The sequence below is a fragment of the Zobellella sp. An-6 genome (genome assembly GCF_052487945.1).
Genome location: NZ_CP199259.1, coordinates 1,760,247 through 1,775,714, shown reverse-complemented (window position 1 = coordinate 1,775,714; position 15,468 = coordinate 1,760,247). Strand labels below are relative to the sequence as shown.

At 63.1% G+C, this 15,468-nt stretch carries 11 protein-coding genes, 1 tRNA gene and 2 riboswitches; of the genes, 8 read left to right on the top strand and 4 right to left on the bottom strand.

The window, feature by feature from the left end; genetic code table 11:
* Positions 1 to 18 precede the first annotated feature (18 nt).
* Positions 19 to 2,019 carry an excinuclease ABC subunit UvrB gene (gene uvrB / locus ACT7DK_RS08190; RefSeq protein ID WP_445398091.1) on the bottom strand — a complete coding sequence of 667 codons (2,001 nt, stop codon included), beginning with the start codon at positions 2,017 to 2,019 and terminating at the stop codon, positions 19 to 21.
* A gap of 155 nt (positions 2,020 to 2,174) precedes the next feature.
* On the opposite strand from uvrB, the gene ACT7DK_RS08185 reads away from it, so the two are divergent.
* Positions 2,175 to 2,250 (top strand) — tRNA-Asn (locus ACT7DK_RS08185).
* A gap of 545 nt (positions 2,251 to 2,795) precedes the next feature.
* On the opposite strand, the gene nagE is transcribed toward ACT7DK_RS08185, so the two are convergent.
* The gene (gene nagE, locus ACT7DK_RS08180; protein WP_445398089.1) at positions 2,796 to 4,295 is read right to left on the bottom strand and encodes an N-acetylglucosamine-specific PTS transporter subunit IIBC; all 1,500 of its coding nucleotides are present in this window, start codon (positions 4,293 to 4,295) and stop codon (positions 2,796 to 2,798) included.
* Positions 4,296 to 4,517: 222 nt separating this feature from the next.
* On the opposite strand from nagE, the gene nagB reads away from it, so the two are divergent.
* From nagB to ACT7DK_RS08155, 5 genes are all read left to right on the top strand, one after another.
* Positions 4,518 to 5,321: a glucosamine-6-phosphate deaminase gene (gene nagB / locus ACT7DK_RS08175; RefSeq protein WP_445398087.1), complete on the top strand. Its 804-nt coding sequence runs from the start codon at positions 4,518 to 4,520 to the stop codon at positions 5,319 to 5,321.
* 5 nt (positions 5,322 to 5,326) lie between these two features.
* Positions 5,327 to 6,472, top strand: coding sequence for an N-acetylglucosamine-6-phosphate deacetylase (nagA, locus tag ACT7DK_RS08170; RefSeq protein ID WP_445398085.1), 1,146 nt, complete (start codon positions 5,327 to 5,329; stop codon positions 6,470 to 6,472).
* Positions 6,469 to 7,683, top strand: a complete 1,215-nt coding sequence (locus tag ACT7DK_RS08165; protein ID WP_445398083.1) for an ROK family protein — start codon at positions 6,469 to 6,471, stop codon at positions 7,681 to 7,683. Before nagA ends, ACT7DK_RS08165 begins: the two co-directional genes overlap by 4 nt.
* Entirely contained in the window at positions 7,680 to 7,997 is a 318-nt protein-coding gene (locus ACT7DK_RS08160) for a translation initiation factor (protein WP_445398081.1), read from the top strand. Before ACT7DK_RS08165 ends, ACT7DK_RS08160 begins: the two co-directional genes overlap by 4 nt.
* A 37-nt stretch (positions 7,998 to 8,034) precedes the next feature.
* Positions 8,035 to 8,199, top strand: a riboswitch (yybP-ykoY riboswitch).
* Positions 8,200 to 8,221: 22 nt separating this feature from the next.
* A complete protein-coding gene (locus tag ACT7DK_RS08155; RefSeq protein WP_445398079.1) occupies positions 8,222 to 8,779 on the top strand; it encodes a TMEM165/GDT1 family protein in 558 nt (185 codons plus the stop codon).
* A 40-nt stretch (positions 8,780 to 8,819) separates the two neighbouring features.
* On the opposite strand, the gene nhaD is transcribed toward ACT7DK_RS08155, so the two are convergent.
* Positions 8,820 to 10,265: a sodium:proton antiporter NhaD gene (gene nhaD / locus ACT7DK_RS08150; protein ID WP_445398077.1), complete on the bottom strand. Its 1,446-nt coding sequence runs from the start codon at positions 10,263 to 10,265 to the stop codon at positions 8,820 to 8,822.
* A 359-nt stretch (positions 10,266 to 10,624) separates the two neighbouring features.
* Here nhaD and argA point away from each other — a divergent pair, with 359 nt between their 5' ends.
* Together argA and lysC are read left to right on the top strand one after the other, a co-directional pair.
* Positions 10,625 to 11,953, top strand: a complete 1,329-nt coding sequence (argA, locus tag ACT7DK_RS08145; RefSeq protein WP_445398075.1) for an amino-acid N-acetyltransferase — start codon at positions 10,625 to 10,627, stop codon at positions 11,951 to 11,953.
* Between the two features lie 67 nt (positions 11,954 to 12,020).
* A riboswitch (Lysine riboswitch) is annotated at positions 12,021 to 12,191 on the top strand.
* Between the two features lie 65 nt (positions 12,192 to 12,256).
* Entirely contained in the window at positions 12,257 to 13,594 is a 1,338-nt protein-coding gene (gene lysC, locus ACT7DK_RS08140; RefSeq protein ID WP_445398073.1) for a lysine-sensitive aspartokinase 3, read from the top strand.
* 576 nt (positions 13,595 to 14,170) lie between these two features.
* Here lysC and ACT7DK_RS08135 read toward each other — a convergent pair.
* Positions 14,171 to 15,454, bottom strand: a complete 1,284-nt coding sequence (locus ACT7DK_RS08135; RefSeq protein ID WP_445398071.1) for an MgtC/SapB family protein — start codon at positions 15,452 to 15,454, stop codon at positions 14,171 to 14,173.
* Between the last annotated feature and the right edge of the window lie 14 nt (positions 15,455 to 15,468).

The window sequence follows — 15,468 nt, the reverse complement described above, 5'->3', positions numbered from 1 at the left end:
AGCTTCTAGCTTCTGGCTTCAGCTGCGGATCAACTGCTCCCGCAGCAGGTGAATGCGATCGCGTGCCGCCGCCGCCTGCTCGAATTCCAGGTTGCGGGCGTGGTTGAGCATGACCTTCTCCAGCTCGTCGATCTGGTGGCTAAGCTCCTTGGCGCTGGGCAGGTGCGCCGGCACCGGGGTCTTTTCCTTGGCGCGCTTGGAGCCGACCCGTTTGGTGCCGTCCAGATCCATCACGTCGGTGATGCGCTTGTTGAGGCCGCGCGGCACTATGCCGTGCTCCTCGTTGAAGCGCCGCTGCAGCTCCCGGCGGCGTTCGGTCTCATTGATGGCGGCGGCCATGGAGCGGGTGATGCTGTCCGCATAGAGGATGGCCTTGCCGCTCAGGTTGCGCGCCGCCCGCCCTATCGTCTGGATAAGGGAGCGTTCGGAGCGCAGGAAGCCTTCCTTGTCCGCATCCAGAATGGCCACCAGCGACACCTCCGGCATGTCCAGCCCTTCCCGCAGCAGGTTGATGCCCACCAGCACGTCAAACTGCCCCAGGCGCAGGTCGCGGATGATCTCCATCCGCTCCACGGTGTCGATATCCGAGTGCAGGTAGCGCACCCGCACCCCGTGCTCGTTCAGGTACTCGGTCAGATCCTCCGCCATGCGCTTGGTGAGGGTGGTGACCAGCACCCGCTCGTCCCGCCCGGCGCGCAACTTCGCCTCCGACAGCAGGTCGTCCACCTGGGTCGCCACCGGCCGCACCTCCAGCTCGGGGTCGAGCAGGCCGGTGGGGCGCACCACCTGCTCGGCGATGTCGCTGCCGGACTTGTCCAGCTCGTAGGGACCGGGGGTGGCGGAGACGAATACCGTCTGCGGCATCAGCGCCTCGAATTCCTCGAAGCGCAGCGGTCTGTTGTCCAGTGCCGAGGGCAGCCGGAAACCGTACTCCACCAGGGTTTCCTTGCGCGAGCGGTCACCCTTGTACATGCCGCCGATCTGCGGCACCGTGACATGGGACTCGTCGATGATCAGCAGGCCGTCGCCGGGCAGGTAGTCGAACAGGGTGGGCGGCGGCTCGCCCTCTCCCCGCCCCGACAGGTAGCGGGAGTAGTTCTCTATCCCCGAGCAATAGCCCAGTTCCTGGATCATCTCGATGTCGAACTGGGTGCGCTGGCTGATGCGCTGCTCTTCCAGCAGCTTGTTGGCCGCCAGCAGCTGGGCCTTGCGTTCGACCAGCTCTTTCTTGATGTGCTCAATGGCCTCGAGCAGGGTCTCGCGCGGCGTCACATAGTGGGTCTTGGGGTAGATGGTGAAGCGGGCCAGGGTCTGTTGCACGGCGCCGGTGAGCGGATCGAACAGGCTGATGCGCTCGATTTCGTCGTCGAACAGTTCCACCCGCACCGCCTCGCTGTCGGACTCCGCCGGGAAGATGTCGATCACCTCGCCGCGCACCCGGAAGGTGCCGCGCTGGAAGGCGGCGTCGTTACGGCTGTATTGCAGCTCCGCCAGCCGGCGCAGCATGTCGCGTTGCTCCAGCCGGTCGCCGGTGCGCAGGTGCAGCATCATGCTCAGGTAGGACTGGGGATCGCCCAGGCCGTAGATGGCCGACACCGAGGCCACGATGATCACGTCCCGCCGCTCCATCAGCGCCTTGGTGGCCGACAACCGCATCTGCTCGATATGATCGTTGATCGAGGCGTCCTTCTCGATAAAGGTGTCGGTGGTCGGCACATAGGCTTCGGGCTGGTAGTAGTCGTAGTAGGAGACGAAGTACTCCACCGCGTTGTGGGGAAAGAACTCCTTCATCTCGCCGTAGAGCTGGGCCGCCAGCGTCTTGTTGGGGGCCAGTATCATGGTGGGCCTGTTGAGGGCGGCGATGACGTTGGCCATGGTAAAGGTCTTGCCCGAGCCGGTCACCCCCAGCAGGGTCTGGTGCGCCAGGCCGGCATCGATGCCCTCCAGCAGCTGCGCTATCGCGTTGGGCTGATCGCCGCCGGGTTGATAGTCGCTCACCAGTTGGAAGTCTTTACTCATTGCCGCTCTCCTCTGTCGCCAAAACCCAGTTTACCCCCGCCGGACCGGTAAATTTAAGCGAAAACTTAACCCCGGCCCAGATGCCGCAAAAAAGCCGATTTTATCCTTGACCCCGGCCAGGGGCCTGCGTATTATCTGCGGCCTCTTCATGAGATTCCCCCTTAGTTCAGTCGGTAGAACGGCGGACTGTTAATCCGTATGTCGCTGGTTCGAGTCCAGCAGGGGGAGCCAGATTTTGCTCTGCACTACTTGACTTATCCACTAAATCGACTCCTCCCCTTCTTAAAAACCCACATTATAGTGCTTTAACTCTATTTTCTGCCGGTGTTCAGATACTGAGCGGAAACTTCTTGTATTTTTTTTCAAGTAATTGTTTTTCAATAAATTATTTTTTGCCTACTTTTTTGCCTACTTATCCGGGAAGCCCGTCCCGTCTGGCTTTGCACCGGTTGCATCCACCCAGTCCACAGCCTTATCCACAGAAATGGTGGATAACTGAGCCAAGCCCTACAGGCACAAGGGCTGCGCCCGCTGTGCATAACCTTTTGAGTCTGTTACGCGGGAAAACCCCTCTTGACAGCCGTAAAAAATCACGACCCGCTCTTTCCCTATCCGGTGCTGCCTGCTGCAGTTTGGTGCCCCGTTTTGGACCCTTTTGCCCATGCCAAATATCCACTTTCACCAACTTGGGGCAATTTATTCCACTAGATAATAAAAAACGGTGCCGACCTTCTGGTCGACACCGTTTTCGATGAATGTGCCTGATCGGGTCGAGGTCAGCGGCTGCCGGTCAGGGCCTTGATCTCTGCCGCCATGATTTCCGCCAAGGGGCCCAGTATCACCTGCAGGTTCTGCTCGCCCAGCTTGACCACGCCCTTGGCACCCAGCTCCTTCAGCCTGGCCTCGTCGACCCGGCTGCGATCCTTCATGGTCAGGCGCAGGCGGGTGATGCAGGCATCGATATTGGCCAGGTTGTCTTCTCCGCCCAAGGCCACCAGGTACTCCCGTGCCAATTGCGACTTGTCGGTGACGCTGCGACCGGCCGCGGCCGGTTCGTCGGCTTCCCGTCCCGGCGTCTTGAGGTTGAACAGCTTGATGGCGAAATAGAAGGCGGTGAAATAGACGGCGCCGAACACCAGGCCGATGGCCACCAGGGTCCAGGGCTTGGTGGCCAGGCCCCAGTTCAGCACCATGTCGAACAGCCCGGCGGAGAAGCCGAAACCGTGCAGCACCCCGAACAGGTTGACCACCACCAGTGACAGGCCGGTGAGCACCGCATGGATGCCGTACAGCATCGGTGCCAGGAACATGAAGGTGAATTCCAGCGGCTCGGTGATGCCGGTCAGGAAGGAGGTGACCGCCACCGACAGCAGCAGGCCGCCCACCTGGGCCCGCTTGTCCCTGGGCGCGGCCAGCACCATGGCCAGGGCCCCGGCGGGCAGGCCGAACATCATCACCGGGAAGAAGCCGGCCATGAACACCCCGGCGGTGGGATCGCCGGCGAAGAAACGGTGCAGGTCGCCCCGGGTCGCTTCCCCGGCGATCTGGGTGATGGTGGCGCCATCCACCCCGGGAACGGGCCCACCCACGCTCAGGGAGCCTACCAGGGCCGGATCCATGCACAGGTTCTGGATGACACCGGCCGCCTCGAAGGTCACCTTGGTACACTCGCCCAGGCCGAACCAGAAGATGGAGTTGACCACATGGTGCAGGCCCACCGGGATCAGCCCCCGGTTGAGCAGGCCGTAGAAGAACTGGCCGATACCGCCGGACGTCGATACCGCCATGCCGAAGCTGTCGATGCCGTGCTGGATGGCCGGCCAGACGAAACCGGCGACAAAGGCCGCCAGCAGGGCGACCAGACCGGTCATGATCGGCACCAGCCGCTTGCCGCCGAAGAAAGCCAGGTAGTCCGGCAGCTTGACCATATGAAAGCGGTTGTAGCAGTGGCCGGCGATGATACCGGCGATGATGCCGCCGAAGAAGGACATGTCGATTTCGCTGTTGATGGTCTTGGCCGCCCCGGTCAGCACGAAGTACCCCACGGCCCCGGCCAGGGCCGCCGCCCCGGCATCGTCCTTGGACAGGCCCACGGCGATGCCGAGGCCGAACAGCAACGGCAGCTGGCCGAAGATGGCCCCGCCCGCCTCGGCGATGAAGGGGATACCCAATAGATCCGGTTGCCCCAGGCGCAACAACAGCGCCGCCACCGGCAGTGTGGCTATGGGTAACATCAACGCCTTGCCCAATTTCTGTAAATAACCCAGCACGTTCACGGCTGCTCTCCTTATGCATTGTCTGTCGGGAGCCTGTTCTGTCCAAACCGGCTTGTGCCCAGTCTATGCGGATATAATTCACACAACAAATTAAGATCTGATTATTTGTGATTCAAATCACCAAAAATGGATATTTTTCAAGCTTAAGTTTGGCCAATCACCCACACTTATTTTACCATGTGAAATATGATCATCCGTCGATGCACAACCGAGGTATCCATAATGCGTCTTATCCCCCTTGCCACCGCCACCCAGGTCAGCCGCTGGGCCGCCCGCCATATCGCCAGCCGGATCAAGGCCTTCGCCCCCAGCGCCGAACGCCCCTTCGTGCTCGGCTTACCCACCGGCGGTACCCCCCTGGCCACCTACCGGGAGCTGATCAGGCTCCACCGGGCCGGGGAAGTCAGCTTCCGCCATGTGGTCACCTTCAATATGGACGAGTATGTGGGCTTACCCAAGCACCACCCCCAGAGCTACCACCATTTCATGCACGAAAACTTCTTCAGCCAGGTGGACATGACCCCGGAGAACATCAACCTGCTGGACGGCAACGCCCCGGATTTGGAGGCCGAGTGCCGCCGCTACGAGGACAAAATCAGGCAATACGGCAAGATCCACCTGTTTATGGGCGGGGTGGGCAGCGACGGTCATATCGCTTTCAATGAGCCCGCATCTTCTTTATCCTCTCGTACCCGGATAAAAACCCTGACCGAAGACACCCGGCTGGCCAACTCCCGCTTTTTCGACAACGATCCGGAACAGGTGCCGCGTCTGGCGCTGACCGTGGGCGTGGGTACCCTGCTGGACGCCGAAGAGATCATGATACTGGTGACCGGCCACAACAAGGCCCTGGCCTTGCAGGCGGCGGTAGAAGGCAGCGTCAACCACCTGTGGACGGTGTCGGCCCTGCAGTTGCACCCGCGCGGCCTGATCGTGTGCGACACCCCGGCCACCATGGAGCTCAAGGTGAAGACGGTGCGTTATTTCGAGCAGTTGGAAGCCGACAATATCAACCACCTGGAGTAAGCCCCATGTTTGCCCTGACCCAGTGCACCCTGTTCGATGGTGAACACCTGCATCAAGACAGTGCGGTGCTGATCGCCGACGACAGGATCGCCGCCCTGCTCCCGGAAGCGGAGCTGGACCCCCTAGTCCCCCGCCATCCCCTGGGCGGGGCCCTGCTCAGTGCCGGCTTTATCGATCTGCAGCTCAACGGCTGTGGCGGCGTCATGTTCAACGACGACATCAGCCTGGCTACCCTGGACACCATGCACCAGGCCAACCTGAAATCCGGCACCACCAGTTTCCTGCCGACCCTGATCACCTCGCCCGACCAGGACATGCGCCAGGCGGTGGCGGTGACCCGGGAGTACATGGCCCGCCATCGCCACCAGGTGCTGGGCCTGCACCTGGAAGGTCCCTACACCAACGTCAAGCGCAGGGGCATCCACCCCGAGCGGCAGATCCGCGCCCTGACCGAGCCCATGCTCGCCTTCCTGTGCCAGCATGCCGACGTCATCGCCAAGCTGACCCTGGCCCCCGAGTGCAACAGCGCCGACCATATCCGCCGCCTGCGCGAGGCCGGCATACTGGTGTCCATGGGGCACACCGCCGCCAGCTACGAGCAGGCCATGGCCGGTTTCGAGGCCGGGGTGGGCTTCGCCACCCACCTCTACAACGCCATGACTCCCACCGCCAGCGGCCGCGAGCCCGGGGCCGTGGGCGCCGTCTACGATCATCCCGGGGTCTGCGCCGGCATCATAGTGGACGGCTTCCATGTGCATTACGCCAATGTACGCTTGGCGCACAAGGTGCTGGGCGAACGCCTGTGCCTGGTGACCGACGCCACCGCCGCCGCCGGCGCCGGCCCCGACTTCAGCCAGTTCGATTTCTGTGGCGCCACCGTCTATGTACGGGATGGGCAATGCCTGGACGAGCGTGGTACACTCGGCGGCTCGGCGCTGACCATGATGGAGGGAGTCCGCAACCTGGTAGAGCAGGTGGGGCTGCCGCTGGAAGAGGCGCTGCGCATGGCCAGCCTCTATCCGGCCCGGGCACTGGGACTGGAGCGGGAGCTGGGCTCCGTCGTCACCGGCAAGGTGGCTAATCTGGTGGTCTTCGATACGGATTATCGCGTCAGGACCACCTTGGTAAACGGACGTTTCACAACCCAATGACCCGCGGACAAATCGCCAACGTTGACCTAGTCAAACAGGTCAACAGCTCGGCCGTCTACCGGCTGATCGACAGCCAGGGCCCGATTTCACGGGTCAAGATCGCCGAGCTGAGCAACCTGGCTCCGGCCAGCGTGACCAAGATTACCCGGACCCTGCTCGAGCACGGCCTGATCCGGGAAATGGAGCACCAGGCTTCCACCGGCGGCCGCCGGGCCATTTCGCTGACGACGGTCACCAGGGATTTCCACCTGATCTCGGTCAAACTGGGCCGGGGCGAACTCAGCCTGTCGCTGTATGATCTGGAAGGCAACCCCTATGGCCGGGAGACCCACCCCTTTCCCTCCCGTCAGCAGGAGGCCCTGCTGACCGCGCTCTGTAGCTATATCGGCGACTTTATCGCCCGTCGGGCGGGCAAGCTCAACCTGATTGCCCTCTCGGTGATCATGCCGGGGCTCACCGACGCCCTGCGCGGCCAGGTGATCTACCACCCCAGCTACCCGCTGGCCCAGGTGGAGCTGGCCGCGCTACTGCGCAAGGCCCTGGGCCTGCCGGTATTCATCGGCAACGATATCCGCGCCCTGGCCCTGGCCGAGCACTATTTCGGCGCCTCCCGCGACTGCCTCGATTCGGTGCTGGTCAGCGTGCACCACGGGGTGGGCGCCGGCATCATCACCGAAGGGCGCATCTTCAAGAGCCTGGGACGGGATGTGGCGGAGATCGGCCATATCCGGGTCGATCCCCTGGGCGATCGCTGCCACTGCGGCAACTTCGGCTGCCTGGAAACCATGGTGGCCGACGCCGCCCTGCTGCGCCAGGCGCAGAAGATGCTGGCCCAGGGTTACCACAGCCTGCTCGACCCGCACCGGCTGACCATGGCCGAGCTGTGCCGGTGCGCCCTCGCCGGTGACCAGCTGGCACGCAACATCCTGGAACGCGCCGCCGAGCACCTGGGCCAGGCCCTGGCCATCATGGTCAACCTGTTCAATCCCCAGAAGGTGTTGCTCACCGGTGCCCTGTGCGAAGCCGAGAGCATCGTCTTTCCGCTGATCGGCAAGGCCATCGAGTACCAGTCCCTGCCGAGCTTCCACCAGGGCCTGCCCATAGTGCGGGCCCACTTCCAGGACGACCAGACTATCGGCGGCCTGGCCCTGGTCAAGCGCGCCCTGCTGGAGGGCGAACTGCTGCAACTCATCATAGAGCCGAAATCATGAACAAAATCGTCTACAGCACGGACCCCGGCTGGCGGGCCGATGACGGCCAGGCGACCGGCACCAACAGTCCCTTCCCCGCCGACGGCCTGGTACGGTTGCGCCGCGAGACCAAGGGACGCAAGGGCGCCGGCGTCATCTGCATCTACGGCGTGCCCATGGAGCAGCTCAAGGAGCAGGCCAAACGCCTGAAATCCCAACTCGGCACCGGTGGCGCCATCAAGGACGGCGTCATCGAGATCCAGGGCGACCGGCTGGAGCAGGTGGCCGCCCTGCTGACCAAGGCCGGCTTCCAGGTCAAAAAGGTGGGCGGCTAAGTCCTTGCTTTTTTACCTTCGGCGGCTAAAATGGCCGCTCCTGCACAAGGGGGAGTAGTCGCTCTACGCGAGACGGTCGTCAACACGATTGGTGCAAAATCACCATGGCGCCCGTGACCTTTAGGGGTTTGACGAGACCTTTGACAGGCTGATGCCGATACCGGGGACGGGCGGCACGGCTTGTTCATTGGTTGACAATAATCCCGTCCCCTCTGGTATAGACCTTGGAAGCCCTGACCACTTCGACGCTCGCCGTTGCCATTGCCGAAATCGGTGACAAAACCCAGTTGCTCGCCCTGGTGCTGAGCTGTCGTTTCAGAACGCCCCTGAGTATCATCCTCGGCATCCTGGCCGCCACCCTGCTGAACCACGCCCTCGCAGGCTGGGTGGGAGTCTGGGTCCAGCACTGGCTGGATCCGGGCTGGCTGCGCTGGCTGCTGGCCACCTCCTTCTTCGCCATGGCCGTCTGGATGCTGATCCCCGACAAGCTCGACGACGAAGACGGTCGGTTCCACCGTTTCGGCCCCTTCATTACCACCTTCGTGCTGTTTTTCCTGGCGGAGATGGGCGACAAGACCCAGCTCGCCACCGTGCTGCTGGCGGCCCGCTTCGTGGAAGACTTCTGGCTGGTGGTGGCCGGCACCACCCTCGGCATGATGGCCGCCAACGTACCCGTGGTGCTGCTCGGCCGAAAAGGTGCCGAGCGCATCCCCATGAAGTGGATACACGGCGCCAGTGCGGTCATCTTCGTGGGATTGGGACTGACTACCCTCTGGTGGTAGCCGAACTCACACCGCCCCCGCAAGGGGGCGGTGTGCCGGCTCAGCCGTAGATATGGAAGCTCTCGGCGTTGAGCCAGAGGTGGGCCAGTATGCTCACCACGTAGCCGAGGAAGATCACCGGCGCCCACTTGAGGTGGCCGAAGAAGGTGTACATGCCCCGGGCCTGGCCCATCAGTGCCACTCCGGCGGCGGAGCCGATGGACAGCAGGCTGCCGCCCACGCCGGCGGTGAGGGTGATCAGTAGCCAGTTGCCGTGGGACATTTCCGGCTGCATGGTCAGCACCGCGAACATCACCGGAATGTTGTCCACCACCGCCGACATCAGCCCCAGCGCCACGTTGGCGTAGACCGCGTCCCACTGGGTGTACAGCAGATCGGACACCAGCGCCAGGTAGCCCATGTAACCCAGGCCGCCCACGCACATCACCACCCCGTAGAAGAACAGCAGCGTGTCCCACTCGGCCCGGGCCACCCGGTTGAACACGTCGAAGGGCACCACGCTGCCGAGGCGCTTGAGCGCTTCCTCGTCGCCCCGTTTCTGGGCCAGGGCCCGCTTGCGCGCCAGCGACCCCGGCAGGGTCTGGCGCAGGAAATAGCCGAAAAACTGCAGGTAGCCCAGGCCGGTCATCATGCCCAGCACCGGCGGCAGGTGCAGCAGGCTGTGGCAGAGCACGGCGGTGGCGATGGTCAGCAGGAACAGCAGCACGATGCGGATGGCGCCGCGCTTGAGTTCAATTTCCTCGTAGAGAGAAGCGGGTTTGCGGTTTTCGATGAAGAAGTTCATCACCAGCGCCGGCACCAGGTAGTTGAGCAGGGACGGAATGAACAGGGTGAAGAATTCGCCGAACTTGACGATACCGGCCTGCCACACCATCAGGGTGGTGATATCGCCGAAGGGGCTGAAGGCACCGCCGGCGTTGGCGGCGATCACGATATTGATGCAGCACAGGTTGATAAAGCGCTTGTCCCCTTCCGCCACCTTGGTGACCACGGCACACATCAGCAAGGCCGTGGTCAGGTTGTCGGCGATGGGCGAGATAAAGAAGGCCAGAAAACCGGTCAGCCAGAACAGCGTCTTGTAACTGAAGCCCTTGCGCACCATCCAGGCCCGCAGCGCATCGAACAGCCGGCGCTCTTCCATGGCGTTGATATAGGTCATGGCCACCAGCAGGAACAGCAGCAATTCGGCATATTCCAGCAGGTTGTGGCGAAAGGCGGCTTCGGTCACCCCCGGGATGCCGTGCTGGATATAGGTCCAGCCGATGGCCACCCAGATGATACCGGCCGCCACCAGCACCGGCTTGGATTTGCGCAGGTGGAGGTATTCCTCCCCCATCACCAGCAGGTAGGCGATGACGAAGATAACGACAGCGAAAATGCCGACAGTGGAGCCGGTCAAATCCAGTTGACCACCGGCAGCGAACACGGGCGCACTCGACAGCGCCGCCAGTCCTCCTAAAACGGACAAGCACAGTTTCCTTTGCATTGTTGTTCTCACTTTTGTTGTTTTGGCTATAGTTACCTGGCATCCGCCCGCCGTGGCGGCCAAATGCCTAAAAATCTTAACATAAAGCCGGAGGCAGGACATTTTCGATTCTTGGCGCCCGCTCTCATTTTTGCATCGCAAACGGCGACGATTTCACGCCTCGATGCCTGAGTTAACATTGCATATAGTATCCGCGCTTCAGCGCCGTCCGGTGTTGATGGAAATCAAGCTCATAGTCACCCTTTGTCGTTGGACGAGAAACACCCGGCCCGGGTCAGATATAAGTATTTAGTCTTGTTTTTTGCATTACTTTTCACGATCATTGATCCCTGTTTTCTTCCGTTTTTAAAGGACACTCCGTGCGCGATAATGATGCCGCCCTGGTCAAGGCATTCCGCCAATCCAGCCCCTATGTGAACCTGCACCGGGGCTCCACTTTCGTGGTGATGCTCGGCGGAGAAGCCATAGACCAGGATAATTTTCCGAATATCATCAGTGATATAGCGCTGCTTACCAGCCTCGGGATCCGGCTGGTCATCGTGTTCGGCGCCCGTCCGCAAATCGACCGGGGCCTGGCGGAAGCCGGACTGGAAGGACTCTTCCACAAGCACACCCGGGTTACCGACGAGAGCAGTTTCCGGGTGATCAAGGACGTCTGCGGCGGCCTGCAGATGGACATCATGGCCCGGCTGTCGATGGGGCTGGTCAACACCCCCATGCAGAATGCCCGCATCAACGTGGTGACCGGCAACTTCGTCATCGCCCAGCCCCTGGGGGTGGATGACGGCGTGGACTACCAGCACTCGGGCCGGGTGCGCCGCATCCACACCGACACCATCCACCACCAGCTGGCCAACGGCGGCACCGTGCTCATTTCCCCCATCGGCTTCTCGGTCACCGGTGAAAGCTTCAACCTCTCCTCCGAGGAGCTGGCCCGGCGGCTGGCCATCGAGCTCAAGGCCGACAAGCTGATCGGCTTCTGCTCCCAGCGCGGGGTGATGAACGAGGACGGGGTGGCCATCGCCGAACTCTTTCCCGAGCAGGCGGAGGAGCACCTGCAGCGGCTGCTGGCGGAGGGCGATACCATGTCCGGCACCGCCCGCTACCTGCGCGCCGCCATTTCCAGCTGCCGTGCCGGGGTGCCGCGCAGCCACCTGGTCAGCTACAGGGAAGACGGGGCCCTGATCCAGGAGCTGTTCACCCGCGACGGCCTCGGCACCCAGATCGTCAGCCAGAGCGCCGAGCAGGCCCGCCAGGCCCGTATCGACGACATCGGCGGCATCCTGGATCTGATCCGCCCGCTGGAGGAGGAAGGCATACTGGTGCGCCGCTCCCGGGAGCAACTGGAGATGGAGGTGGATCAGTTCACCATCATCGAGAAGGACGGCGCCATCATCGGCTGCGCCGCCCTCTACCCCTTCCCGGAGGAAGGCATGGCAGAGATGGCCTGCGTCGCCATCCACCCGGATTACCGCCGCGGCAGCCGGGGCGACATGCTGCTGCACAAGGTGGAGGATCAGGCCAAGAAACGCGGCCTGACCCGGCTGTTCATCCTCACCACCCGTTCCATCCACTGGTTCCGAGAGCGGGGCTTCGAGCCGGTGGACGTCGATGCCCTGCCCATGGGCAAACAGAAGCTGTACAACTACCAGCGACGCTCCAAGATCATGATGAAGGATCTGATATAAGAGGATTTGGCCATTTAATCATTGACAGTGCCCGGCAGAGTCAGTAGTTATATGGCAGCCCGCTTCGGGCAAAAGAAGAGGCGCGTTATTCAGGCAGCCGGCAGGAGGAGCTCCCACTCCCGAGATCGCCGGTCAGGGGAGATAACGCCGAGGTGGTGATACGGGGCAGCGTATCACCGTCGGCCACGAAGGCTGAATCCTTCGGGTTGTCACCCATGGGTGGAGTGCTTCTAAGTGACCTTTCCCGTCCCTGCAGTCGTTCCCCCGTTTTTGTTTTCGCATGCACACATCAAGGAGCTGCACTTGAGTCAGTTAACCGTTGCCAAATTCGGCGGAACCAGCGTTGCCGACGCCGATGCCATGAGCCGTTGCGCCGCCATTCTCGAACAGAACCCCGACACCCGCCTGGCGGTACTGAGCGCCAGTTCCGGCGTCACCAACCTGCTGGTGGCCCTGGCCTCGGGGGAACACCAGCCGGACAGCCGTGCCCGACTGCTGCAACAGTTGACCGGCATCCAGCACGGCATCCTCGACAGCCTGGGGCAGCCCGAGGTATTGACCCGCCATATCGAAGAGATACTGCACCATATCAAGGAACTGGCCGACAGCGCCGCCATCAGCCCCACCAAGGCGCTGCACGACGAGATCGTGGCCCAGGGCGAGCTGATGTCCACCCGGCTGTTCGTGGAGCTGCTGCGCCAGCGGGGCACCCAGGCCATCTGGTTCGACGTGCGCAAGGTGATGCGCACCGACGACCGCTTCAGCCGTGCCGCCCCCGATCTCACCGCCCTGGCGGCGGCGGCGGAAGAAGAACTCAAGCCCCTGTGCGAACGCCAGCTGGTGGTGACCCAGGGCTTTATCGGCGCCGCCCATGACGGCCGCACCACCACCCTGGGCCGGGGCGGCAGCGACTACTCCGCCGCCCTGCTGGGCGAGGCACTGCACGCCGCCGCCGTGGAGATCTGGACCGACGTGCCCGGCATCTACACCACGGATCCGCGCCTGGTGAGCGAGGCCCGCGCCATTCCCGAAATCAGCTTCAGCGAAGCCTCGGAAATGGCCACCTTCGGCGCCAAGGTACTGCACCCCGCCACCCTGCAGCCAGCGGTCCGCCGGCAGATCCCGGTGTTCGTGGGCTCGAGCAAGGCGCCGGAAGACGGCGGCACCTGGATCCGCAACAGCACCCCCAGCCAGCCCCTGTTCCGCGCCCTGGCCCTGCGCCGCAACCAGGTATTGCTGACCCTGACCAGCCAGAGCATGTTCCAGGCCCACGGCTTTTTGGCCGAGGTGTTCGGCATTCTGGCCAGGCACAAGATTTCGGTGGATCTCATCACCACCTCGGAGATCAGCGTGTCCCTGACCCTGGACGCCGGCGCCGAGCTGCTGACCGAGGAAGTGCAGGCCGAGCTCAGCAAGCATTGCCACCTCAAGGTGGAGCACGGCCTGGCGCTGGTGGCGTTGATCGGCAACCGCATGAGCGAAGTCAACGGCACTGGCAGCCGGGTGTTCCAGGCCCTGAGCGACGTCAATATCCGCATGATCTGCTACGGCGCCAGCCCCCACAACCTGTGCTTCCTGATCGAGGAAGACGTAGCCGGCCAGGTGGTGGCCGATCTGCACCGGGAACTGCTGCCGGCATAAACCGGCTGGAAGCTGGAAGCTGGAAGCTGGAAGCTGGAAGCTGGAAGCTGGAAGCTGGAAGCTGGAAGAAAAAATAGCAAACGGCGCCGTGATGTACGGCGCCGTTTTTTATTGCCGAAGGCCGGCTCATGTCGAGATGGAATACGCCACTCTCCCTGGCCACATGGTACCGCTTCCAGCTTCAGGCTTCCGGCCTGACTTTTGGTCACAAGTCCGGCTGCCTGATTTGATGCAGAGAAGAGGCAGCAGGGCTACCTCCGCCGACACGCCGCAAGTACGTCCATGTAGGCTCGCACCTGCCATCCCTGGCAGGTGACGGTCGGCGGAGGCCATCCCTGTTGCCTCTTTCAATCTCCGACGTCGTCTGAAGATGGTGCCAACAGGCGGCTGCGAGGCGATAGAGAGGGCAAAGGGCGCAGCTCCGCCGGCCCTCCGCGCCAGGGAGGGCGCGGCGGAGCCCCCAGGGAGGGGTTTACGGCGTGCCGGAGGAGCTGTGCGCTTTGGCCGATGTTTTGCTGATCTAAAGTCAACAAAAACTTGTGACTAAAAGTCAGGCTTCCGGCTTCAAGTGTTGTTTCAGTTCATCCCCCAGGCCAGCCCCAGGCCGGCCAGCAGCGAGGCGGCCATCGCCAGCGCCACCCGCCGCCCCAGGGCGGCGTCCCCCAGCGCCAGGGCCATGGCCGCCTTCACCAGGTTGTTGACCGATGCCGCCAGCACGATGCCGAGCACGGCGGTGCCGTGATCGATGCCGGACACCGACATCCGCGCCAATGACAGGGTAATGGCGTCCACATCGGCCACCCCGGAGGCGAACGACAGCAGCAGTATGCCGGTCCGCCCCAACAGCTCCCTCAGCCATTCCCCGAGCAGCATGATCAGCAGGATAAGGCCACCGAACAGGAAGGCGGCCTTGAGATCCAGGGGGTTCATATGCAGACTCGGTTGATCCACGTTCGCCTCGGTACGATGGCGGCGCCAGATCCAGGCGGCGGGACCATAGAGCAGCAACGCCATCACCAGCACCGGCGGCCAGAGGGCGGCCAGCAGCGCCGGATTGATCAGGGCGCAGTACACCAGGATGCGCGGGAACATGGTGCCGCAGGCCAGCAGCACCCCGGCCGCCAGCAAGGGGGAAAGCACCGGCGACTCGCGGGAAAGGCGGGAATAATGCAGGGTCAGGGCGGTGGAGGAGCTCAACCCCGCGAACAGGCTGGTGAAGAAGATACCCTTCTCGGTGCCGCCGATCCGAATGGCGAAATAGCCGAGGAAGGAGATGGAGGCGATCAGCACCACCATCCACCAGATCTCGTAGGGATTGATGGCGCCGCCCGGCCCCATGTCGCTGTTGGGCAACAGCGGCAGCATCACCACGGTGATCAACAGCAGCTTGAGCCCGGCGTCCAGCTCGTGCTCCTGCAGCTTATGCAGCAGGCCGTGGATCTCCCGCTTGTTGTCGAGGATAAAGGCGGTGATCACCGCGGCGGTGGCGGCGATGGCCGGGTTGTCGAGCATCGCCAGGGCGCCGAAGCAGAAGGTCAGCACCAGCCCGATGCTGCCGGTGATGCTGTAATCCGCCCGCTCCCGGCTGTGCACCCGGTAGGCCACCAGCACCACCGCCACCACCCCGAGCAGGCCGACGGCGATGATCCACTGGCCCACATGAGTACCCAGCAGCGCCACCAGGCCGCCGAGCAGCCCTACCAGGGCATGGGTCCGGATGCCGGCCACCCGCAACCCGGCCTGGGTGTCCCGGCTCTGCCAGCCACGCTGGATGCCGATAAGGGTGCCCAGCAGCAGCGCCACCCCCAGCCGCGCCAGGGTCTGGTGCCCGGCCAGCAGGGTTTCCGCCAGTTCATCCATGGCCGACTCCCGAA